This is a genomic window from Okeania hirsuta (assembly GCF_003838195.1).
In the GTDB taxonomy this organism is placed as follows: domain Bacteria; phylum Cyanobacteriota; class Cyanobacteriia; order Cyanobacteriales; family Microcoleaceae; genus Okeania; species Okeania hirsuta.
This window is the reverse complement of sequence record NZ_RCBY01000082.1, coordinates 1-22,525: the sequence shown is the minus strand read 5'-3', so window position 1 is coordinate 22,525 and position 22,525 is coordinate 1. Positions and strand designations below refer to the sequence as shown.

The following is a 22,525-nucleotide window of genomic DNA, read 5'->3' as shown; positions in this document are numbered from 1 at the left end:
CAACCATAGAGGATTACTATCTATGAATTAAACAACCTAAGCTGCTCAAAAGACTCAAGGCAGGTTGACGCTTCACTGGAATCAGCTACTTTTTTACGAGTAGACTTAAGTTTCCTCTGCACTCGTTGATTAACTGTGTCCGAGTCTCCCTGCCACTGCCTTCTACAGAGGAGCTGCTCTTTCAAATAATGACAACTGAACAGGATTATCTGATACTTCTTTGACTGGCCCAACCTTAGTTATCAGTTCAGATACAATTTCAGAAATAGGAGTATATTGCTCAAGCACAGAAGTATCTGTTTTGTGCTCTACTGACTACCGCCTACTCCCTGCTTATAAATATTAAATTAATTTTGCACAGGTACTTACTTCACAATTGAGAACATCCATTCTTTAATTAATTTGTTAACTTGTTCTGGTACTTCATCATGAGGACAATGACCCGCCTCTAAAAAGTATTCTGTTAACTGAGGATAATACTTACGAAACTGGGAACTTCTACTTTGAGTATTTATCCAAGGATCTGCTTTTCCCCATAGCATGAGCAAGGAACAGTTTAACTGACCTAACAACACATCCACTTTTTCCCCAGATGGAGTTTTGAATATAGAAGCAAAGACTTTAGCTGCACCAGGATCGCAAGAAGGCCGATATATATCTTCTATTAGTTGCTCTGTAATAGCACTTTGGTCTAAATAAACCTTCTGTAGTGTTTTTCTGATAGTGCTACGTCGTCGCGTCCATTGAAATAATAAAAAACTAGGCCAATCTTGTAAGAGTAACCACTTTATACTTTGAGAAATAACTTTTCTCCACAAGGGAGGTTTGGCAGTAGGTTGAGATTCACTAAAAGGTCCAGCACTGTTCAGTAATATTAAACCTGCTGTAGAATTTGGATATTGAGCTGCCACACACAATGCTGCATAACCTCCCAGAGAATTTCCTGCTAATACCACAGGTTTACCAATTACTTCAGTAATAAAGTCATTTAGTTGTTCTCTCCATAGCTGACCACTATATTGCCAGTTTGCTTTTGTTGAACGTCCAAATCCTAGCAAATCGATCGCCCAAACCTGAAAAAACTGGCTCAGATATGCAATATTTTTGCGCCAATGGTCTGTTGATGCTCCAAAGCCATGTATTAATAATATTGGTGGTGTTGTGGGATCGGACTTACCTGCACATACACATACATAGTAGATAGACTGATCCCGCCATTGCCAATAACTGCCGGGAACTGAAGTTGTAGTAGAGGCTGATGTAGTTAACATATATCAAAATATAAATTTTTATTAAGTTGCATTAAATATTGTATCAAAATTAAGGTGGGATCAAATTATTTCTAAAATATTTCTCGTCAGCGATAAAAATGTATTAAAAAAAATCTAGGCCAAAAATCAAGAAACCTAAGTAGATATTAGATACTTTAAGTAGAAAATATATAAAGAATTTCCACTAATTTTGCTTAGGTACTTTATTTTTCTTAAGAGTTTTGATACTATAAAAATATGAAAGCAGGGATGCTTATTAAAGAAAAAATTTTTAATTGTACGAGGAGATTGACAAAGGTTTACTAAGAAAAGCTAGGGAGTTTTTTCAGTGATTGCTATCTCATCACGTCCACGTCTAATAAGTCAAAACTGGGTGACAATTAGCTTTGCTTCTACCCTATATTTGTGTCCGATTCTTGATCTTTTACTGGCAGATGTTCCTAAACATTGGCATCCAGAACTACGACTAGGATTACAAGAAGCGTTGGTAAATTCTGCAAAGCATGGCAATAATTTAGACCCCAATAAGAAAGTTTTCGTCCGTTTTTCAATTGTACAAGACCAGTATTGGTGGGTGATTTCAGATCAAGGTCTGGGTTTTAAACCACCTTGTAAATCAAAGCAACATCATAGGCAAACTGCTACCTATTCCCCAGAAGATTATTGTGATGATGAAAAAGAATGTGGTCGAGGCATATACATCATCTACCAAGTTTTTGATTATGTTGAATGGAACTCCAAGGGTACAGAGTTAATGCTATGCAAAAGAGTAAGAAATAACTCCAGATTACCCTTGGTTATGTGAAGAATTTAAGTTAACTTCAACTTATTAATCCTTCTTAACTCCATGAGTTGGACATGGGGGAGCTGAGATAGATCGATCTAACCAGCTAGTAGCTTGTTTGAGACGTTCGATCGCTTCAGTTGGTTGCGCCTTAATTAGAAAAACGAGGGCAGCTACAGTTAGCTCTAATGCACGGACTTGGCGATTAGACTTAAGTCGATGCCAGTCTCTTTCTGGTATAGCAAGTCTTTGGGCTAAAGCTTGAGCTAGTTCTAATGTACTATACTCCTGTAAATCTCTTTTGTGAGTTGCAGTTGCAGAAGCTGAGTTAGAGTTAAGCATATTTTCCTAGATTAATGTTTTCAGGTAGAACTTACTATACTTAAGTATGCCAGCATGAATCCTCCTCCAGAACATTCTGAGAAAAAAATAAATGATGGGTGCTCAAATTCTGCACCAGTTGATGGGGAGTCAGAAGTTTCAGAGACTGATTTTGCACAAGCGCTAGCAGAGGTAGAGCGTTCCTTTGCTGCTCTGAAAGAACGTTATTCTCAAGTTCAGTATTATCAGAGGCGAAAAGCAGAATTAAAACATCGCTTAGAAGAAGTGCGACCGGAAGTACGTCGTCAAAAAACTAAAGAATTGAGAAAAGAGTTAGAACAGATACAGACAGAATTAGAAACAATAGAATTAAACTTAGAGAGTAGTTTGTTTGGTTGGAATAGCATAAAAGAACCATTTTGGCAAGCGGTGAGATTTGGTGGTTTAGGAATTGCGATCGGTTGGGTCTTAAAATCTTGTGCTGGATAATGTCATGTATATTTTTGAGCATTGAGAAAGAAACCTTGATCGCTATTGGCAAAACCTGTTTCTATAAATTCTATACCTTGATAAATTAGTTGTCGAACAGGTTCTTGCCTATCAATAATATTTTCCGATCGCTCCCACTGAAAATAGAGAGAGCGCAGAAAATTTTGGATATTTCGATAAGCACATAGTTGTTCAGTCGGACTTGTAAGGATTTTTCGCCAAGGATACTTTTCAAAGTTGTCCCAAATTAAAGGACCCGATGGACGGCGCTCAGTTTTAATCAAGATATCCAACCAAGAATTTATTTGCTCAATACTAAGGATATTCTGTTGGCAAATTTTGATAGCAGCTTTAGCTAGTCTCTCCTCTTCAGAATGAAGATAAACTGATGCTACTGGTTGCCGAAGTTTGGTCGCGATCGCTCTCAACAATCTCATCAAATCTGAGTCGTTGAGATAGGAATTTAAGCTGAGAATACCTAAAGCATCAGCAACATGAGCAATTCCGTGAGACCATCCTTTTTCTGGAGAAACATACCCCCTTAAATCTTGCTCTTTTTCTAGATAAGTCAAGTAGAGTTCCATGCGATCGCGAATTTCTAGTTCTTCTAGGTAAGGATGGTGGCGATGGAAGTCGGTTAAGTCATTTAAAAGTAAAATAGAATAACTTCGCAAAAATACTCCATCACTTTCTGCTTCACCAAGACCAATTTTAATATTACCTTTAGCTTTTTCGGCCAGTTCCAGCAATTCTGCGCCACTATAGTAGGTGCGGTCATACCATCCCCAAATCCATGCACTCAAAGTCATATAGCTGTAATCGCGCAAATCCGATCTTACCGCCCCTAAATTTTCTATTAGCTTAGGAGTTAATTCTGCAACTTTATAATTATCAGGAACAGCAAATCTATTCTCAAAAATTAATTTTAAAAGTTCTACATCCATTGATTTTATGTGTTAAGTTATGGAAATTATTGAATCTATGAGGTAAAGCTTTTCGATCCCCCCTAATATCATGTCCGGATAATCAGTGATAAAAAAGTTTTTGTTTGTAGTATAGCTCTCAGCCCGATATATACTTAGGGCTGAGAGCTATACTACGAACTTTAATTATAACTATTCAACCGGACATGATATAACCCCCCTTGAAAAGGGAGGAACCTTCAAAGTACCCCTTAAAAAGGGGGATTTAGGGGGATCGCATAAGTACCTCATCCATTCGACAAACGCTATATGGGAATATTTGTTTGCTTTTTGGCTAAAATTGCCACATATTCTAGAGATTTACCATTAAAAAAACGACGATGGATATAAGGTTTTGTGTCATGTATTTTTAAGTAACCTTTTTCCACTGCTTGACGGTAAAAATTAACAAACTCCGGACAATTATCCTCACATTCGTAACTGGTTTTTGCTACATTAAATAACACCCAACCTCCATCTTTAATTAAGTTCATTCCTGTTGCAAAAGCTTTTACAGGAATATGACCTTCACTCAAGGCAGAACAACAAACAAAACCATTTAACTTTTTCTCATTCAGAATATCGCGAGTTGATTTTGATAATTGAGTCAAATCTTCCACAAAGTAATTTTCATATACTCCCGGAGCATCTCTTCGAGTAGCTTCAGCAGCTTCGGGAACGATATCAATACCAATAATAGATGTTACTCCCAGTTCGGCAACTGCTTGACCAAATAATCCGCTGCCTGCCCCTAATTCTAATAGTTTTAGCTCTTCCACCAATTCACCGCTTTTTTTTAAGTTCTCGGTTAATAAAGTAGCCATGACTTGGGGAGAACGATAGGCGAGTTTCTCTAAAGCTAAATAGTTATAAAGTCCAGGAATGCGATAAACTTCTGCATAATCATGGAGTTTTAAGCGACGCTCTTGGCCGTTTTCTGTAATGAAAAAATATTCTTCATTAATTGGTAAATTTTCGATGTTATCAGGTAAGCGAATTTGAAAGTTAGTTGACATTTTGTTAAAAATTTTATTGAGTAATATTATGTCCGGATAATCAGCGATAAAAAAGTTTTTGTTTGTAGAATTGCTCTAGCCCAAACTATAGATAGGGCTAGAGCAATTCTACGAACTTTAAATTATAACTATTCAAATGACTTCATTAACCCGTGGGAATTGCCAAAGCTTTGCCATTATCGGTCGCTCCAATATGCAGCAGAAAAGGAACGGCAACTTGCACCCAATCTTGAGGTTGAAGACATTTAGCTGCTTTTTCCCGTCCATAAACTGTTTCTAAAGTATCGGTATGGATGGTTCCCGGCCACAGAGAAACTGCTGCCATACCAGGAGGTAATTCTTGAGCTAATGCTTTGGTCAATCCTTCGATCGCCCATTTGCTTGCACAGTAAGGAGCTGCGTTAGCAGTAGTGTAACGTCCCCAACCTGCACTAAAATTAACAATTATCCCTTGACTTTTAGCGACCATTGGTGGTAGAAAATGCCGTAAAACATTCGCAACTCCTTTAATATTTATATCAATTACCCGGTCAAAGGTTTGCCCTTCTATTTCCCAAAAGGGTGCAAGTTCATGTACGATGCCAGCATTGTTAATAATTAAGTCTGGAGCATCGTATTTTGAGCTGATTACTTGACTCCAATTTTTGACTTGCATTTCATCAGCAATATTGACATCCGTAAAATGATGGGGTTCGCCAAATTTTTGTTGTAAGGTGGCGATCGCTTCCTTATTCAAAGAACAACCAATAACAGTATGACCCAATTGAATAAAAGCCTCAGCCATCACACGACCGAGACCTCTACTGACACCAGTAATCAGAATTAATTTTGACATTATTTCAGCAATCTATTATATCCAAAGTGGTCTTCACCACGAACTAAAACTGCTTTCCAATAATCAAGACAAAGATTTTTGACATTGTGGTAGGTATCTTTATGTCCTTTTTCTAGCATCTCTTCCGTATAGATACGAGTATCTGTTTTAACAAGACGAAAATTGACAGCCCACCGGGAACTATCTGTTGTATTCTCGCACGAACCATGAATAACTCGTTCGGTGAACAGGAAAAACTCTCCTGCTTTCATCTCAATTAATTTTTTTTCTGTATTATCTATCGGGTAGTCGATGTCTCCATAGCCAAAACTATGCAAATGTAAATTGTTATCATCAGTTAGAGTAGACCCTCGCTGAATAGGGTATATTGTTTGATGAGTTCCGGGAATAACCATCATGCTTCCTTTCTCTTTATTTGCATCAGTTAAAGCAATCCAACAGGTAAGTTGAAAAAGTTCACTGGAATCTGAAGGATTAACGACAGAGTCTCTCATGTTTTCATAAAGCCAATTGCTATTTTGATGCCATTGAGTTCCTGAACTATGAGGATAAATTTCAAAAAAGCGCGATCGCCAGAGAAGGAGATTGGGACCTAATAGTTGAGCACAACGCTCTACAATTTCAGGACGCTTAAATAGAGCCAATAATGTCGAGTTATCTAAATGCCTATTGAGTGTTTTGAATCGTTCCGAAAAATATTCTTTGTACTCTTCTGTCAGTAAATTACTTTCTGGTAATAAATCCTCAGCAATATTACCTGTCTCTTCAAATTTATAACTCGAACGATCAACTTGAGGAGGAACTGTATTAACTACTGAATTGAGCAGGTACTCCCGTAAATTTTCTGCTTCATCTTCAGACATTAGCTTAAAAGGTCCAAGATAGCCATTTTCATAGAAAAACTTAATATTTTCTGGACTCAATTGAAACTCTGGAGCCACTTTAACTTTAGGCTGGTATGATTTGGGTGTTTTAAACTCACAACAATAGTCAAAATAGATTTTTTTCCCACCTGACAATGCGGCAGTCCAAAACATAGTATCATTCCATCCGCTCGGTAATTTTTCTTTCAGCTTTTCTGGTAAAAAGCGATGCAAAAACTTTAACTTAGCAATGCTATAAAGAAACGCCTACTTAATAGAAAAAGCGAGATTAAAGGAATTGAATCGAAAAGTAGTTGTCATTGAATTAAACCTCTATAATTTCAGCAGTAATCTTTAGGGTAGCATACTTAAGGAGCAATACAGAAATCACTATACCAATAATTCATAGGTTTAAACCAAAAATGTTTGGCATAACCAACGCTGATGGCTTCACTACTTTCTCTATATAGCAGAGAAGGGGAGTTATCAACCACATAAAATGTATGACCATGCTCATCTTGATAGATCGGATTTTCTATCTTAGTTGCACGAGTACCTTGAATTGCTCTACCAGTATCCGCTGCTGCATCAATAATCCAACCTGTAGATTTCATAGAATCAAGCATTTTCAAAGTAACAATGGGTGCATCTCCTTCAGCAATTTCTACTGTATTGATAAAAATATCATAATCTTTAAATTCTTGCTGCATTAAATCAATGTTACTCCGACGGCGTAATAAAGGCTCAATTCCTTGACTTGCCAGATACTTCAAGACTCCAAAAGCCACATTCCCTGAACCAAATACTGCTACTTTATCATTCTGAGTAATGCCTCCTCGCAACATCATCGCTTGCATCATTGAGGCATAACCTGCTAATATACTATTTTTATGGGTAATATCTCTGGGAATATTTAGAGTTTCTGTTTTTCCTTGAGTAACGCGAATAGATATGCGATTAGTAATATCAAATAGTCGGATATTTTTTGGTTCGGCACAGTATTCTCTAAAATGTTTTCCTGATGCACCAAAGGGATGAATCCAACCTACAAGAGTTTGATTTTCTCTAAAGTATTGATAATCTTGGGGTTGGGGAACTTTAATGCAGTAAATTACATCTGCCCAAGCAAATAGACTTTCGCGAGAATAACCAGCACTTTCTCCATAAACTGCATCTGGAATATCTAAATTTTTCCCATAACCTTCTTCAAATCTACGTTCGTCTTCTGGACTACAGTAAGATAAATGTTGCGGTAATAAACCGACTCTTTTTTCGTTAAGGAAACTGGGTTTAATATAAGCAATTTTCATTTGATGTTCTCCAATTATTAAAATTCTTGGTATTGAAAATTTCTTCTTCCCACAAAGAAATTCCAATCAACATATCCTGAGTTGAGCTTTCTATTTCCTAATGCTGGATCGAAAGCTGTTCTCCCATGCAAGACTCTAAAATTTTGGAGTAGTAGACAGTTATGGGATTTTAACTGGAACTGATATTTATAATCAGGTTTTTTCAGATAGCGGAAAAAGGTATGATACGCTTGGTAAAAATCTTCTAATTGCCCAAAAGCTAAATGAGGTCTACAGTTTCTTTTGCTAAAACGGACTGTAGTCAAGTTTCCATATCTGTCGCATTCTAGAATAGTAGCAGTATTACAAAAACGATAGTGATGATTTTTGTCTACTAACCAAAATTGTACAGGAGTTTCGAGCAAAAGTTGAAAATATTGTGGATAATCTTGGCGAAAGTCTTGAGCTACCCGAAAAGCATCTACTAAGGTAGATTCACCTCCTGGGTTTTGATTTTCTACACAGTAAAGAAACTGAGCAAGGCGATGTCCTCCCCAATAACTCAGATCGTTATGAGGAGGCAAGGGGCAACCATCACTGGGAGGTGCAGATTCTTTGGTTTTGGCTTTGGTTTCCAGAGGCATTATTGTCCCGTAATCAGCATTATAAATGGGACCGACAGATGAAAGAAAAGATTCTAATTTTTCTGGAGGGATGTTTTCTAGAATGACAAATCCCAGACTAAATAATTGCTCCATCCAAGCATCGTTATTAATAGTCTGAGCGTCATAAGTTTGGGGTGGTTTTAATTTTAGTTTGGCTCGATCCCATAAAATGTATTTGTCAGACTCAACTTCTGGTTGAGGATCGTAACTATTTTTGAGCAACCATTCCACAGAAAATACACTGCGATGAGCGGGAGTTTCATCCCAGTCAATGGTTAGGGTTTCTTCATTTAATTCTATAGATAAAGGTTGGGGGTATTCTGGGCGATCGCTAATATTTGGATCGTATAGTTGTTGATAAGGAGCAGCATACCGACAACTTGGACAGTTTTCTCGCAACCAGATATAGTGAAAACGTTTATTTTTGATTGTAATAAAAGATTTGGTTTGAGTTGTAGTCATTTCAGTTATCAGTTATCAGTTATCAGTTATCAGTCATTTCAGTTATCAGTTCCTCAATAGAATAGGGAGACTTGAAATATTAAATTTAATTTTTCCTTGACTAAAGTTCACTTAATTAATTCCAAGGAGAAAATTCTGGCTGTTTTAAAAGTTGTCGTCTAATATTATTTGCTTGTTGATGTATTTCTGCATAACTATTTCCTACTAAATTTACTGTTGCTAAAGTCAAACCACTAGCACTAATTTCAGTTATTTCTTGTTCAGGACTTGCTCTAATTTCCAGATTAGAAAATTGACTAGCTAATTCAAAATCAAATAAATTTTTAGCAATATCTTTGGCAAAAGTAGTCAGATAAAATATGCCTCCAACTAATCCATTGAGAGTAGGAGCTTTAGGTGTAGAACCCATGCCAATTGAAATTAGAGCAGTATAAGAATCGCCTTGATTTAAGCATTGACGATATAGAGAAGCAGAGATAGGTATCATCCGCCCATTAATTTCCATAACTTTAATCTCTCCTGTATTGCCAACAAAAAATTCTACATCAACAAATTGATTATCAAACCCATACTCTATTAATATTTCGACTATTTTTTTATACCCTTTATTGAGTTTTTCTTGAATAGATCGAGGTAAAGTTGAGGGAAATGTATAATCAGCAAAACATTCTGGCTTAGTGGAATAGTAATGACTATCAGAAATTCCCCAGATTAATATTTCTCCATTGCTAACACAACCATCCACACAACATTTATATGGGAAGTCAATATATTCTTCAACTAAGATCGGATTACTATTAATCAGTGAATATCGTTCTGAATCTAAATAAGCTTCTAAAAAAGGTGATAAATAATTAAACTTATTCAGTACAAATTCTTTGTAAAATGCAATCCCATTGTTAGCTTTTTGAGTATTATCAACCTTCAAAATAGATGACGAGCAAGCACCCGTACAAGGTTTCATCATCCAAGGAAAAGGAATATCTATTTTCTGAACATATTCAGATAAATTCTTTTTTTCTTCTAACAAACAAATTGCATATTGACTAGATGGAAAATCAATCTTTTGATGTGTGTAATATTTATGTAAACATAAAAAAGATGATTCGATACTAGGACCTCGTAAATGTGCAAATTCTTGACTCAATTGTGCTTGTAATAAACTAGGAATATCGCGAGTTGATAATACTACTTGAATCTCATTTTGCTTAACATATTGACGACACTCTTCCAAGTATTTGAGCATATCAAAATCCTGACTCAAACCACTTAATTCTAAGGGTGCATCCAGAAAATGAAATTGATACTTTTCTGCTTCGGGTATAGTCTGACAGTTCAAGTAATCTATTTTTCTAGGACATATTACTAAAATAGGAATAGGTTTCATAAGATTTTCATCAGTTTCATTAGTTAAAAGCTGCTCTTTTTTTCTACTCTTTAAGGTAAGGACTATTATGAGAAGGTTGAGCAAATATTTTGTAAACTATTGGTTCAAAAAACTCTAAAGGAAGTGTATCATAATTGGGGTCAAAACTATTTTGGTCGTAGTTATGACAAAAATCTACAGTAGCTTGATAATAGGGATGTTCCCGATATTTTTCCCTAGCATAACGGTCTAAACCTCGATAATGTCCCCAATAATATTTAACAAATATATCGTGATGTTGTACTATCCAATGAGTCTTTTCAGACACATAAGGTTGAAGAATTGTAGCAGCTAAGGCAGCATGATTATAAGGTGCTAAAGTTCCACCTATATCGTGAACTAATGCTGCAACAATGGTTTCTTCGTTTTCTTGATTGCGATACGCTCTAGTAGCTGTTTGCAAAGAATGTTCATAACGGGAAATTTGATAACCTTCATAAGCTGTTTTCAATTCTATGAGGCTATCTAAAATCCGTTTTGGTAAGTCTGAGGTATATTCTTCAAAGCTTTCGCATAATAAATCGTAATCTTGTTGATTACCATTTTCCATTGCCGTAAACTTAACTTGTCTCATCTTCAAAAAATAGGAAATAGGGGAAAATAACTGATAATTTATGTTTAAAGAAAATAGGGAATTTTGATTTTTAGAGATGTCTAATAGAAGTTATTAACTAGCTATTAGCTTTTAGTATTTCCCTTCTGAAATGCTCCGCAAACAGCTAGCTTCCTGGGTTGTAACTATGTTAACAGTAGGGGCGAATGGCCATTCGCCCAATCCCAAGTTGCTATAAACCAGAAGATTTTGTAAGAGTTTAAATCCCCCTCTAAACGTTTACTGCTGAGTGCTGAGTGCTGAGTGCTGAGTGCTTTTTTAATTCTTTTTCTAAATTTTTCGCAAAGGGTAATTTTTGATTCAAGAAAAAATCTTCTATGTTTCCCGGTTCGCGAATGAGTTCCATTTCTCCATCACTATAAGCTACTTCTGCTGGATAATTGTGTAGGGCAAAGTTAGTCAAACTATGATTAAACCCATAAGCTCCACAATTATAGATTACCAGGCGATCGCCTATTTCTATATCTTCTGGAACCATAACATCTTCAACCATAATATCTAAGGGTGTTGGCAGTTTTCCTCCCAGGGTTACTTTTTGGGTATAGTTCCCATTTCTTCCCAGCACTTCCATATATTTGCTTGCTGGTTTCATCGACAGTCTTAAAATTTGGTGAACACCCCCATCCAAAATGATAAATTTTTGCCCTAGAGATTCTTTGATGTCCACTACCTCTGTCATATAACATCCAGCTTCTCCTACCATATAACGCCCAATCTCTACAATACAATGATAGGGATAAGGATTATTCTCAAAAATTCCTTGCAACTCCTTACCAAAGGACTCCATATCAAATTCAGGATCGACACTATTATAAGGTATACCAATTCCACCACCAAAATCTAACAGGGAGATATGATAACCTAGGTCATTAATTCTGTTCGCAATACTAATGGTATTTGTCCAAGAAGCTAGTAATTGATTGTAGTCCAGGACATTACTTTCGGTAAAAATATGAATACCTTTTAAGTTAAGATTTTCTAAAGAGTCTATGGCTGCAATTTCTTCTATAGCTCTATCTTCATCTACACCAAATTTGCTAGAGGTGCTGGCGATCGTTTGACTTTTTAGACTAGGTTGGACACTATTAGTATCATTAGTCCCACAACTACTTGCTTTTTCCCTAATTTCGCAACTTTGATTTGTTCTGTATAAGGGGTTAATCCGAATTAAGACATCTTGCTTTCTACCATACTTTCTGCCCAGATCATCTAAACGACGAGCTTCGTTTGCTGATTCTAGTACAATAATGCCAATCCCTGTTTCTATTGCTGTTGCTAGTTCAGAATTAGTTTTTCCTGGCCCTGTAAATACAATTTGTGGAGCTGAAAATCCTGTTTTGAGTGCTGCTTGCAATTCTCCCGTTGAACTGATATCTGCTCCACATCCTAATTGAGCCAATTTGTGGCAGATAGTTAAATTGCTATTTGCCTTGAGAGTATAGAGAATATTAAAATTTGACGGTAGGTAATCTCGTAGTTTGGCATATTGACGGCCAATTTTATTGAGATTGTAGAGATATAAGGGAGTCTTGTATTGTTCTGACGCTATTTTTATTTCTTGCTGAGATAAGAGAATTGGACGTACTTTATCTCCATTCAAATTAGGATTTTTCATAGAATTATACTGGGATTTTCTGGTTACTGAATGATTTTTAGTAGTCAGTATATATCATATTAAAGAGAGAATAGAGAATAGGGGAAAATAATTAACAATTTTTGTACAATAATTGATTTTATTTTTTATTGTTGGAAATGTCTAATAGTTAAAGATTTTTTGAAGAGAAAAGAAAGCCACTAATTCCGGTCTAGACAAAATTCTACTAACTCAAACTAAGGAATATGTCAATAGCAGCAATGTCATATCTTATCAGAACAGTAGTGCATCAAAAGACAGGATTTACCCATAAAAATTTGTGCTAGACTCTCTAATACTAGAAAATACCAAAAATTAATCAAAATAGTAAATCTCATAGACAGGATTAAATAGATGACAAAGCAACGAATTGTAGAAATATTAAGAAGCGGTAAACCTGATGCTCAAGTAACAATTCAAGGGTGGGTACGCACTAAGCGAGAGTTGAAAGAATTTGCTTTTGTGGAGGTTAATGACGGTTCATGTTTAGCTAACCTACAAGTGGTATTAAATCCCGATATACCAAATTATCAAGAAAGTTTGCAGCAAATGAATACAGGTGCATCCATAGAAGTAACTGGTATTTTGGTAGAGTCACCAGCAAAGGGACAAAGAATTGAACTTAAGGCAGAAAAGGCGATCGCTTATGGGGATGCTGACCCTGAAACTTATCCTTTGCAGAAAAAACGTCATTCTTTTGAGTTTCTTCGTACTATTGCACATTTGCGAGGACGAACTAATACTTATGGAGCAGTTTTTCGGGTAAGAAATGCTTGTGCTAATGCTGTGCATCAATTCTTTCAAGAACGAGGTTTTTTGTGGGTTCATACTCCTATTATTACTGCTAGTGACTGTGAAGGTGCAGGGGAAATGTTTACAGTTACTAATTTAGATTTAAAGAAAGTTCCTCTCACAGAAAAACAAGATATTGATTTTAGTCAAGACTTTTTTGGAAAGCCTGCTTTTCTAACAGTTAGCGGTCAGTTAGAAGCGGAAATTATGGCAACTGCTTTTAGTAATGTTTATACATTTGGTCCGACTTTTCGAGCAGAAAATTCTAATACTTCTCGACATTTAGCTGAGTTTTGGATGATTGAACCGGAGATGGCTTTTTGCGATTTAGTAGGAGATATGGATTTGGCTGAGGAATTTCTGAAACATATTTTTAAGTCTGTTTTAGAAAGTTGCCCGGAGGATATGGAATTTTTCAATAAACGGATTGATAAAACAGTTTTTGAAACGGCAGATACGATTATTAATAATAGTTTTGAAAGGATTACTTATACTGAGGCTGTTTCTTTGTTGGAAAAGACAGATAAAAAGTTTGAATATCCGGTAGAGTGGGGTTTAGATTTACAGTCGGAACATGAGCGTTATTTGTGTGAGGAATTGTTTAAAAAACCTGTAATTGTGACTGATTATCCAGCAAAAATTAAGGCTTTTTATATGCGTTTAAGTGATGATGGTAAGACGGTTAGGGCAATGGATGTTTTGGTGCCGAAAGTAGGGGAAATTATTGGCGGTTCTCAGAGGGAAGAACGTTTAGATATTTTGGAGAAAAGGATAGATGAACAGGAGATGAATAAGGAGGAATTATGGTGGTATTTGGATTTGCGTAGGTATGGTACTGTGCCTCATGCAGGGTTTGGTTTGGGATTTGAAAGAGTGGTGCAGTTTATGACAGGAATGGGGAATATTCGAGATGTGATTCCTTTTCCCAGGGCGCCTTTAACTGTGGATTTTTAAAGTTAGGAATTATTGGGAAAATAGAGGGGGGTTGCTGGGAAATAATTAGGGTTTGTTGAAAAAAGCAGAGTGTGGGACAAACCACTAACCCCTGCCAGGAGGGGAAGTGTCGGAAGGATTAGCCTATCGAATCTTGTCTACTCAAAATACCAACTTTTTGAGTTTTAGCCATCGAAAACCTGGCACTTTTTTCTACCTCCTGTAATTTACCAACGCCCTATTTTTTTAGTTTTTCGCTCTTTAAGATCAAACCATAAACTTCATGGGAGGTGAGGAGAATAAGAAACAAGTTGTGGAGAATTTAGAGTTTTAGGGTTGTGAATTTAATCGCAGAGTCGGCGATCGCTCTGACTAACATTAGGATTATTTTTCAGATAATCTCCCACCCACTCACAACCAAGTTTTACAAGATTTTCTAGATTGAGATTCCACAAAATTACTTTGCCATCTGTGCTGCCAGAAGCAATCATCTGACCATCTGGACTAAAACAAATACTATTGAGACCACGGCGATATCCTTGAAAAGTATGTAATTCCCTGCCATTAAGATTCCAAACCATCTAGACTCCAGAGTTTAATAGTTTCATCTTCACTAGCAGAAGCAATAACTTTCTGAGTCTTGCTAAAACTAATGCTATAAACTCTACCTGTATGACCATTAAGGGTTTTCAGTTCTCTGCCATCAATATTCCAAAGTTTAACAGTGCTATCATAACTAGCGGAAGCAATAGTTTGACCGTCAGGGCTAAAACTGACATTACTAACCTCATTGCTATGACCATTGAAAATATTTCGTTCTGTGCTTTTAACTCTCCAGAGTCTAATTGTATTGTCCCTAGAAGCAGAGGCAATAGTCTGACCATCTGGACTAAAACTGACGCTATAAATTCTATTACTGTGACCACGGAAAGTTTGTACTTCCTTGCCCTTAATATTCCAGAATTTAATGATTTTGTCAGCACTAGCAGAGGCAAGTATCTGACCATCAGGGCTAAAACTAACCGCATTTACCCAATCTCTGTTACCTCTAAAAGTTTGTAATTCTTTGCCATCTAAATTCCAGAGTTTGATAGTTGTGTCAGCACTGGCAGATGCAATCGTTTGACCATCTGGACTAAAACTGACGCTATTAACGTGATAAGTGTGCCCAATAAAGGTTTTCAGTTCCCTACCATCTAAACTCCAGAGTTTGATAGTTTTGTCACCACTGGCAGATGCAAGAGTTTGACCATCCGGACTAAAACTGATGCTAGAGACCCGATTTTTGTGTCCAATCAAAGTTTGTAACTCTCTACCATCTAAACTCCAAAGTTTAATAGTTTTATCAAAACTTCCAGAAGCAAGAGTTTGACCATCCGGACTGAAACTAACACTACTAACCAGATTCCTATGTTCTGTTGTAAAACTTTGTAATTCTGTTCCGTCAATACTCCAGAGTTTAATAGTTGTGTCCGCACCGGCAGATGCAAGTATCTGACCATCAGGATGGAAACAGATGCTATGGATGCGATCGTTATGTCCAGTAAAAGTTTTTAATTCTTTACCACTAAGACTCCAGAGTTTCAGAGAATTATCCCTACTACCAGAAGCAATCAAAGTACCATTAGGGCTGAAACAAACACTACTTACTCCATCTTTATGTCCTTCCAAACGATTACGCTCTTTGACTCCATAGACTGCCTGATGCAGTGCTGTTACCACCAGCATTTCAGCATCAGCTTTTGTTCTAATTGATTTGGACAATGATTGTAGAATTTTGGCTGCCCTCAATGCTTCTAGTAATGCTTCAAACTCTTGACCAGCGAGAAATAGTGTTTTTGAGGAGGCACTTTTGAGTAATACTTCTAATATCTGATTTGCCTCAGCTAATATTTGAGCTGCTTGTCTTTCTGCTGCCAATGTCCGTTGCATTTCGAGTTTATCTAGTTCTTGACTTGCCGTTAAAAACCGATAATCTTGCTCGCTCAAACTCTTCGCTGCTGCCCATGCTAGAGCTTCCTGTAAAGCTTGACCCCGCAAAAGTCGTGACTCATCCTGATAACCAGAAGCTAACCATGCAGCAAACGCTTCTGAATAAGGTCGTAAACCTGCTAATTCTTTCTCTACCCAAGTAACATTAAATACTGACTGATAAATTCGGTTAGCTACTATCAATTTACCTTCATATTTTACTACTAAACCAGTCAGTCGCAGTTCCATTTGTTCGGAACTATCATCTGCTACTACCTCCCCACTATTCAAAACTTGCTGATACAAACCTAATAACCGACTTGCTCGTTTTTCATTAACTAAAAGGCGATCGCTTATGGTCTTTAAATGTTCTGGGTCGTCATTTATTCGCCAATTTTCCAGAATTTGTTTTTGTACTAAATTCTCTACCCATTCTGCCTCTTTATTTTCTTCAATAAAATCTCCTTTTTTCTGGATTAAATTGCACAATTTTTGAGTTAAAAATGGTTGCCCTCCCGTCCAAAATAATACAGCTTCTAATAACCGATTAATATCTTTACTTTTGTCTCTCAAACCTCTACCCAAAGTAGCTACTTCCGACATTTTGAAACCAGTTAATTCTATAGGTATACCAATATTAAAAGGAGTGCGTTTTTTATCCATAATTAAATCTGCCGGAGTTGCCACACCAATCATCACAAAAGTTAATCTTTGATAATTTGAATTATCGGCTCTTTTGTTATAACAATCTCGTATTACGGCAAAAAAATCATCAATATTAAAAGGTAGACTCAGGGTACTATCAATTTCATCAATAAAAATTACAATATTTTGCTTAACAGTAGGCAGCAAAAAATCTCTGATAAACTTACTAAAACGTTTCACATTCGAGAGTTTATTTGTAACCGACCACCACTCATCAATATCAAAAAAATCATCTAAATTTAAACTACTGACAATACTATCAATGACTCCAGCATACCATTGGTCGGCAGTAACTTCCCAAGTACCAACTTCTGTAATATCAATAGTTGCACAGGCAATTCCTTCTGCTTCCAACCGTTGTCTAGTTTTGACTCTTAAACTAGATTTACCCATTTGACGACAGTTCAATACATAACAAAATTCTCCTGCTTTTAAACCTTGATAAAGTTGTTCATCGGCAAGTCTAGTTACATAAGTGGGAGCATCTGGAGGCAAACTACCTCCTACTTGATAAATTGATTTTTTATAGATTTCCATATTGGTATAATTCCCTAAGATTATCCAAAGTAATAATTTTTTCAACCAATAATTACAATCACATATTCCCCACTAAATATAGGCTACTATGTAGATGGATAGTAAAGTATGATAAGTAAAACTTAAACCAAAAAATTAAATAAATCACTAAAATTTTGACATTCAATACACATTCATATCGGGTTTGGAGCGATGGTGAAGTTGAAAATTTGTGTTAATCTCCCAATATTTCATCAACAGTAAAAGTTACATTAGGCAAAGCTTGAATTGCCACAGTTTCACCGCGTTGAAAAGTCTGCACAATCTCATAACCATTCGCAGTAGGTTGTCGGTAAACTTCCAGACATTTTTCAGTCAGATTTACCAACCAAACTTCAACAATATTATTCTCAGCATATAAGGGAACTTTTACTTCTCGGTCATATTTAATTGTTGTGTCTGACACCTCTATAAGGAGAAATACATTTTCTGGTTGAGGTTGTTGAGTCTCATAAAAATCTGGTCGTCGTTGCAACAAACTGATATCTGGTTCTGGTTCAGAATTATTATTCAATCTTACAGGAATTTGAATTCCCACAGTAACAGTCTGTGCTAAACGCAAAAAGAACAGTTCATTAAGACGGTTGACACAACCTGCATGGCGAATACCCATAGGGGACATTGTGATAATTTCTCCTCTGATTAGTTCTACTCGTTCATTTTCAGTAAATACTCCTGCCTCCAGCATTTTATAATACTGGTCTACAGTAAATAGTCGTCGCAATAATTGTACAGACATGATCGACTCCTTGAGAAAATTGTATTAAGCATTCAGCAAACAGCTATCCGCATTCAGCTATTTTTTAGTCATAGCTCAAAGCTTTTTTTACTAATACTCAGAACAGAATAAATTTATATAATATTGGGTAATTAATGTTGAAAGTTTGTATTAATCTCCCAATATTTCATCAACAGTAAAAGTTACATTAGGCAAAGCTTGAATTGCCACAGTTTCACCGCGTTGAAAAGTCTGCACAATCTCATAACCATTCGCAGTAGGTTGTCGGTAAACTTCCAGACATTTTTGAGGAAGATTCACCAACCAAACTTCAACAATATTATTCTCAGCATATAAGGGAATTTTTACTTCTTGGTCATATTTAACTGTTGTATCTGACACCTCTATAAGGAGAAATATATCTTCTGGTTGAGGGTGTTGAGTGCGACGAAATCCTTGCCGTCGTTGCAGCAAAGCGATATCTGGTTCTGGTTCAGAATTATCGTTCAATCTTACAGGATTTTGAACTCTCACAGTAACAATTTTTGCTAAACGTAGAATGAACAGTTCGGTAAGACTGTCCACACAAACTGCGTGATGAATACCAATAGGGGACATTTTGACAATTTCTCCTCGGATTAGTTCTACTCGTTCATTTTCAGTTAATATTCCTGCTTCCAGCATTTTATAATACTGGTCTACAGTAAATAGTCGTCGCAATAATTGTACAGACATTACCAACTCCTTGAAAATAATTGTATGAATTTGTTGATGTATAACAATTATATTTATTATAAATATTCTTGCCCAACTTTAAAAAGCGTTTCGGTCTGGAGTGCTCCCCAAACAGATACCTAATTCTATACACAAATTTTTAAGCTAATAGCTGATAGCTGATAGCTAGTTAACTTGTTAATAATTGAATCAAATCCTCAGTTATCGGACAACCTGTTTCCCTTTCAAAATGAAGAAACATCGGACTAAAATTCGCCTCCAGGAAAACAAAATCTCCATTAGGTTTAAATCGCCAATCAATACCAGTCCATTTTAATCCGAATGCTTTAGTAATAGCTAAACATTTTTCTTTGATATCCTCTGGTGTTTCTAAATAAATTATTTTTGTTCGTTTATCTTCCCGAAAATCTAAGGAACTACTCCGAATTTCAGCAGAATAAACTTTTTCCCCAATTACATAACTACGAATATTTGTACCGGGAATAAATTCTTGGATAGTTACGGGAGAAATACTTAATGCTAATTTCATCCGATTAATTTCTAGATGTTCTTTCGTTAAAAATTGAGTATGAGAACCTCCATAAACAGGTTTAAAAATTACATCTTTAAATGTTTGAGAAAATTCTAAAATTTCATCAGCGTTATTAGTAATAATAGTCCCTGGAATAGTCACACCTATTTTATTAGCTAAACTTAACTGTAATGGTTTTTCTTTATGAAATTCATAAGCTTCCCAACTATTCACCCATTTATCAGGTTTAGACCGCATAAAAGAACGTAATAAACCCATCGAATCATTAACTGCTATTCTCTCCTGATATAAATCAGTTAATTTCGGAACATTAACCCCGGCAAAAGTCCGCCAAAAAATTTTATTTATATCTGCTAAATTCCATTTTCTGCCATCTGGAAATATTAAACATCCTGTGTGAGTAATAGGTTGCCAAGAGATTTTTAACTTAGTGGGAAATAAACGAGTATCTAAATAATCAACTGTTATTCCTTTTTCTGTGAGAGACTTTTTGAGATGGGCAGCATGAATATCTTCTTCATTGCCCAGGATTAAAATATTCATTAAAGTTATACCAATTTGACAACTGTTTGCTACAAATAGTTAGGCTATTTCTTAGGAGTCAGGAGTCAGGAGTCAGGAGTCAGAATGAATTGCTTTGCTCCCATTTTTTAGTCGTAATTTATCTTTTTAGTCAAAGGGACATCTCCTGTCAAGTATTTTAAAGGAAGAAAGGGAATGAGAAAGAAAAGGAAGACTTGGGAGAAAAAAGCGTAGATATTCAGGACTTACCCATGAGGTACAAAAAACTAGGATTTGAGATTGCTTCCCTATCAGTCGCTTCGGACGAAAATACCTTAGTATTGCGTAATACCAAATTGAAATGAAGCTGCATAGAATAATCTTTCAAGCATAATTGACTTCAAGCATAATTGACCGCAGGTAAGCGTAGATAAAAATAGATCGATTTAATGAATTTCATCATTCTATGCAACCTCAAATAAAACTGGTATAAGTTCTAATATTATGAGTTTGAATATATTTCTGCTTACAAGTCTACTTTCCCATTTATTAACTAAATAAAATTAAGGTTTAAATTATCTAGAGATGAAACACCTTCTATGATGGCAATCAAATCTCCTGATAGAGTAGATATATTAACTGAATCATTAACGATTTCAAAACTATAATCATTCAAAGTTCCTGATAACTTAATTTGATCTAAAGGAGTATCAAAATTTTGAATAAAAGCAAAGTCTGAATCACCAAAACCAAGATAAAAAGGCGACCCTTGGGAAGAACCAAGTATAAATTGATCTACTCCCTCTATTCCCGAACTACCAACTAATATATCAATTTCTCCTGTTCCCAAATCACTAGGTATAACTCGGTCGTTGATGAGGTCATATCCAATAACACTAACACCAACAATTCTGGTATTGTTGCCGAAAGCATTAATAATATCATTACTATCATTGTCAGTAAAAAAACCAATGCGTTCAATTTCAAATTGTCCAAACTGAATGTAATGTTCTAAACCAGAACTAAATTCTCCTCTATTGATAGCAACATCAATACCAGGATAAGATTGCCGATAAATCTCTTCATTAAAATCTCCACCTTCCTCTCCTATAGCTAAAGTAGTTACACCACCTTCTTCCGAACCTACTTGAGTGAAAGTTCCATTATTAATGGGAGTCGCAAAACCACCTTCTTCTCCTATTGCCAAAGTAGTAACACCGCCTTCTTCTCCTACTGCTAAAGTAGTTACACCACCTTCTTCTCCTATTGCTTGAGTTGTTGCGAAACCTTCTTCAGAACCTGGTTGAGTCAGAATTTCATTCTTAATAGGAGTAGCAAAACCGCCTTCTTCTCCTACTGCTTCAGTTGTTGCTTCTCCCGGTAGCACTCCTATGGGAGTAAGACCACCTTCTTCTCCTAGTGCTTGAGTTGTTGCGAAACCTTCTTCAGAACCTGGTTGAGTCAGAATTTCATTCTTAATAGGAGTAGCAAAACCGCCTTCTTCTCCTACTGCTTCAGTTGTTAGTTCTCTCGGTGGCACTCCGATGGGAGTAATACCACCTTCTTCTCCTATTGCTTGAGTGGTTGCGAAACCTTCTTCAGAACCTGGTTGAGTCAGAATTTCATTATTAATAGGAGTAACAAAACCTCCCTCTTCTCCTCCTATAGCTTGAGTTGTTACTTCTCCCGGTGGCACTCCGATGGGAGTAATACCACCTTCTTCTCCCAGTGCTTGAGTAGTAGGTACAGAAAGATTACCACCTTCTTCTCCTAGTGCTTGAGTTGTTCCTATAGCTTCACTGGTACCGCCTTCTTCTCCTAATTCTAAGGTTGTTGCTATAAGTTCGCCACCATTCTCCGAATCATCAAAAGCTTCTGTTGTAGCACCACCTTCTTCTCCTATTGCTTGAGTTGTTGCTATAGGTTGAGAAGGGTCATTAGGAGTATTACGCTTAGGTTCAACTTGACTTTTTTGTAAAGACTCAAGAGTCTCTAGGTCATTGTCAAATGGATGTCTCATATTTTCCTTTTGTTCAAGTTTTATTTATGATCGGGACTTATGCGCGGACACTAAATCGAGTGAGGGCGCAATTCTGAGCTTGGCGCTACCCAATGCCATTTGCTACGCACAACTACGTTAACGCCCCTACAAATGGTGTTTTCAAGGGAGTTGCATGGGTAAGTCCTGTTTTATTTATTATGTTATGGAAAGTACTGAAGATTGTTGAAAATCTTCTATCAGTTACAGTATAGTTGAGAAATTTAGAAATATCGATCGCTATTTATAGATGAATAAACTACCCAATGACATAGATGAAGCACTCGCTCAAGCTATAGAAGCTACTAAGATAGCTCTCCAGGATGGTTATAGTAGAATCCAAATCGAAATAGTTATTCCAGAAATTGAACTTCAAGCTCAATCTCTAGCAGCAC

General features: G+C 36.3%; 21 protein-coding genes. 4 read left to right on the top strand and 17 right to left on the bottom strand.

All coding sequences use genetic code 11. The features are described from left to right. Nucleotides 1-365: 365 nt before the first annotated feature. Entirely contained in the window at nt 366-1,271 is a 906-nt protein-coding gene (locus tag D5R40_RS15390) for an alpha/beta fold hydrolase (protein ID WP_124154865.1), read from the bottom strand. Between the two features lie 328 nt (nt 1,272-1,599). On the opposite strand from D5R40_RS15390, the gene D5R40_RS15385 reads away from it, so the two are divergent. Continuing rightward, nucleotides 1,600-2,076 carry an ATP-binding protein gene (locus D5R40_RS15385; protein ID WP_124142784.1) on the top strand — a complete coding sequence of 159 codons (477 nt, stop codon included), beginning with the start codon at nt 1,600-1,602 and terminating at the stop codon, nt 2,074-2,076. 24 nt (nt 2,077-2,100) lie between these two features. Here the strand turns inward: D5R40_RS15385 and D5R40_RS15380 are convergent, their stop codons facing one another. After that, nucleotides 2,101-2,397 carry a DUF6439 family protein gene (locus tag D5R40_RS15380; protein WP_124142785.1) on the bottom strand — a complete coding sequence of 99 codons (297 nt, stop codon included), beginning with the start codon at nt 2,395-2,397 and terminating at the stop codon, nt 2,101-2,103. 54 nt (nt 2,398-2,451) lie between these two features. On the opposite strand from D5R40_RS15380, the gene D5R40_RS15375 reads away from it, so the two are divergent. Further along, nucleotides 2,452-2,865: a sll0565 family protein gene (locus D5R40_RS15375; RefSeq protein ID WP_240041597.1), complete on the top strand. Its 414-nt coding sequence runs from the start codon at nt 2,452-2,454 to the stop codon at nt 2,863-2,865. Nucleotides 2,866-2,867: 2 nt separating this feature from the next. On the opposite strand, the gene D5R40_RS15370 is transcribed toward D5R40_RS15375, so the two are convergent. From D5R40_RS15370 to D5R40_RS15330, 9 genes are all read right to left on the bottom strand, one after another. Continuing rightward, nucleotides 2,868-3,809 (bottom strand): DUF2785 domain-containing protein, encoded by a 942-nt coding sequence (locus D5R40_RS15370; RefSeq protein WP_124154864.1) that lies wholly within the window; start codon nt 3,807-3,809, stop codon nt 2,868-2,870. Between the two features lie 284 nt (nt 3,810-4,093). Continuing rightward, nucleotides 4,094-4,843 carry a methyltransferase domain-containing protein gene (locus tag D5R40_RS15365; protein WP_124154863.1) on the bottom strand — a complete coding sequence of 250 codons (750 nt, stop codon included), beginning with the start codon at nt 4,841-4,843 and terminating at the stop codon, nt 4,094-4,096. A gap of 145 nt (nt 4,844-4,988) precedes the next feature. Then, nucleotides 4,989-5,678 (bottom strand): SDR family oxidoreductase, encoded by a 690-nt coding sequence (locus D5R40_RS15360; protein ID WP_124154862.1) that lies wholly within the window; start codon nt 5,676-5,678, stop codon nt 4,989-4,991. Next, nucleotides 5,678-6,775: a phytanoyl-CoA dioxygenase family protein gene (locus D5R40_RS15355; RefSeq protein ID WP_124154861.1), complete on the bottom strand. Its 1,098-nt coding sequence runs from the start codon at nt 6,773-6,775 to the stop codon at nt 5,678-5,680. Before D5R40_RS15355 ends, D5R40_RS15360 begins: the two co-directional genes overlap by 1 nt. A gap of 134 nt (nt 6,776-6,909) precedes the next feature. Continuing rightward, a complete protein-coding gene (locus D5R40_RS15350; RefSeq protein ID WP_124154860.1) occupies nt 6,910-7,851 on the bottom strand; it encodes a Rossmann-fold NAD(P)-binding domain-containing protein in 942 nt (313 codons plus the stop codon). A 17-nt stretch (nt 7,852-7,868) separates the two neighbouring features. Then, nucleotides 7,869-8,957: a TauD/TfdA family dioxygenase gene (locus D5R40_RS15345; RefSeq protein ID WP_124154859.1), complete on the bottom strand. Its 1,089-nt coding sequence runs from the start codon at nt 8,955-8,957 to the stop codon at nt 7,869-7,871. A gap of 115 nt (nt 8,958-9,072) precedes the next feature. After that, nucleotides 9,073-10,344 carry an ATP-grasp domain-containing protein gene (locus D5R40_RS15340; RefSeq protein WP_124154858.1) on the bottom strand — a complete coding sequence of 424 codons (1,272 nt, stop codon included), beginning with the start codon at nt 10,342-10,344 and terminating at the stop codon, nt 9,073-9,075. A 43-nt stretch (nt 10,345-10,387) separates the two neighbouring features. After that, nucleotides 10,388-10,957: an HD domain-containing protein gene (locus D5R40_RS15335; RefSeq protein WP_124154857.1), complete on the bottom strand. Its 570-nt coding sequence runs from the start codon at nt 10,955-10,957 to the stop codon at nt 10,388-10,390. Between the two features lie 250 nt (nt 10,958-11,207). Then, a complete protein-coding gene (locus D5R40_RS15330; protein WP_124154856.1) occupies nt 11,208-12,611 on the bottom strand; it encodes a type III PLP-dependent enzyme domain-containing protein in 1,404 nt (467 codons plus the stop codon). Between the two features lie 372 nt (nt 12,612-12,983). On the opposite strand from D5R40_RS15330, the gene asnS reads away from it, so the two are divergent. After that, complete coding sequence (gene asnS, locus D5R40_RS15325) at nt 12,984-14,375, top strand: asparagine--tRNA ligase (RefSeq protein ID WP_124154855.1); 1,392 nt, start codon at nt 12,984-12,986, stop codon at nt 14,373-14,375. 323 nt (nt 14,376-14,698) lie between these two features. On the opposite strand, the gene D5R40_RS39630 is transcribed toward asnS, so the two are convergent. The 6 genes from D5R40_RS39630 to D5R40_RS37045 all read right to left on the bottom strand — a co-directional run bounded on the left by D5R40_RS39630 (nt 14,699) and on the right by D5R40_RS37045 (nt 22,112). Next, a complete protein-coding gene (locus D5R40_RS39630; RefSeq protein ID WP_240038737.1) occupies nt 14,699-14,935 on the bottom strand; it encodes a WD40 repeat domain-containing protein in 237 nt (78 codons plus the stop codon). Beyond that, nucleotides 14,919-17,567, bottom strand: a complete 2,649-nt coding sequence (locus D5R40_RS15320; RefSeq protein WP_240038738.1) for an AAA-like domain-containing protein — start codon at nt 17,565-17,567, stop codon at nt 14,919-14,921. Before D5R40_RS15320 ends, D5R40_RS39630 begins: the two co-directional genes overlap by 17 nt. Nucleotides 17,568-17,781: 214 nt before the next feature. Beyond that, nucleotides 17,782-18,345: a Uma2 family endonuclease gene (locus D5R40_RS15315; protein ID WP_124154854.1), complete on the bottom strand. Its 564-nt coding sequence runs from the start codon at nt 18,343-18,345 to the stop codon at nt 17,782-17,784. A 150-nt stretch (nt 18,346-18,495) separates the two neighbouring features. Further along, nucleotides 18,496-19,059, bottom strand: a complete 564-nt coding sequence (locus tag D5R40_RS15310) for a Uma2 family endonuclease (RefSeq protein WP_124154853.1) — start codon at nt 19,057-19,059, stop codon at nt 18,496-18,498. A 169-nt stretch (nt 19,060-19,228) separates the two neighbouring features. Beyond that, on the bottom strand, nt 19,229-20,134 hold the full coding sequence (locus D5R40_RS15305) for an ATP-grasp domain-containing protein (protein WP_124154852.1): 906 nt from the start codon (nt 20,132-20,134) through the stop codon (nt 19,229-19,231). A gap of 511 nt (nt 20,135-20,645) precedes the next feature. Beyond that, the gene (locus D5R40_RS37045; protein WP_192901024.1) at nt 20,646-22,112 is read right to left on the bottom strand and encodes a hypothetical protein; all 1,467 of its coding nucleotides are present in this window, start codon (nt 22,110-22,112) and stop codon (nt 20,646-20,648) included. Nucleotides 22,113-22,380: 268 nt separating this feature from the next. On the opposite strand from D5R40_RS37045, the gene D5R40_RS15295 reads away from it, so the two are divergent. Next, nucleotides 22,381-22,525: DUF1995 family protein (locus D5R40_RS15295; RefSeq protein ID WP_124154851.1), on the top strand; the 145-nt coding region annotated here is incomplete at its 3' end.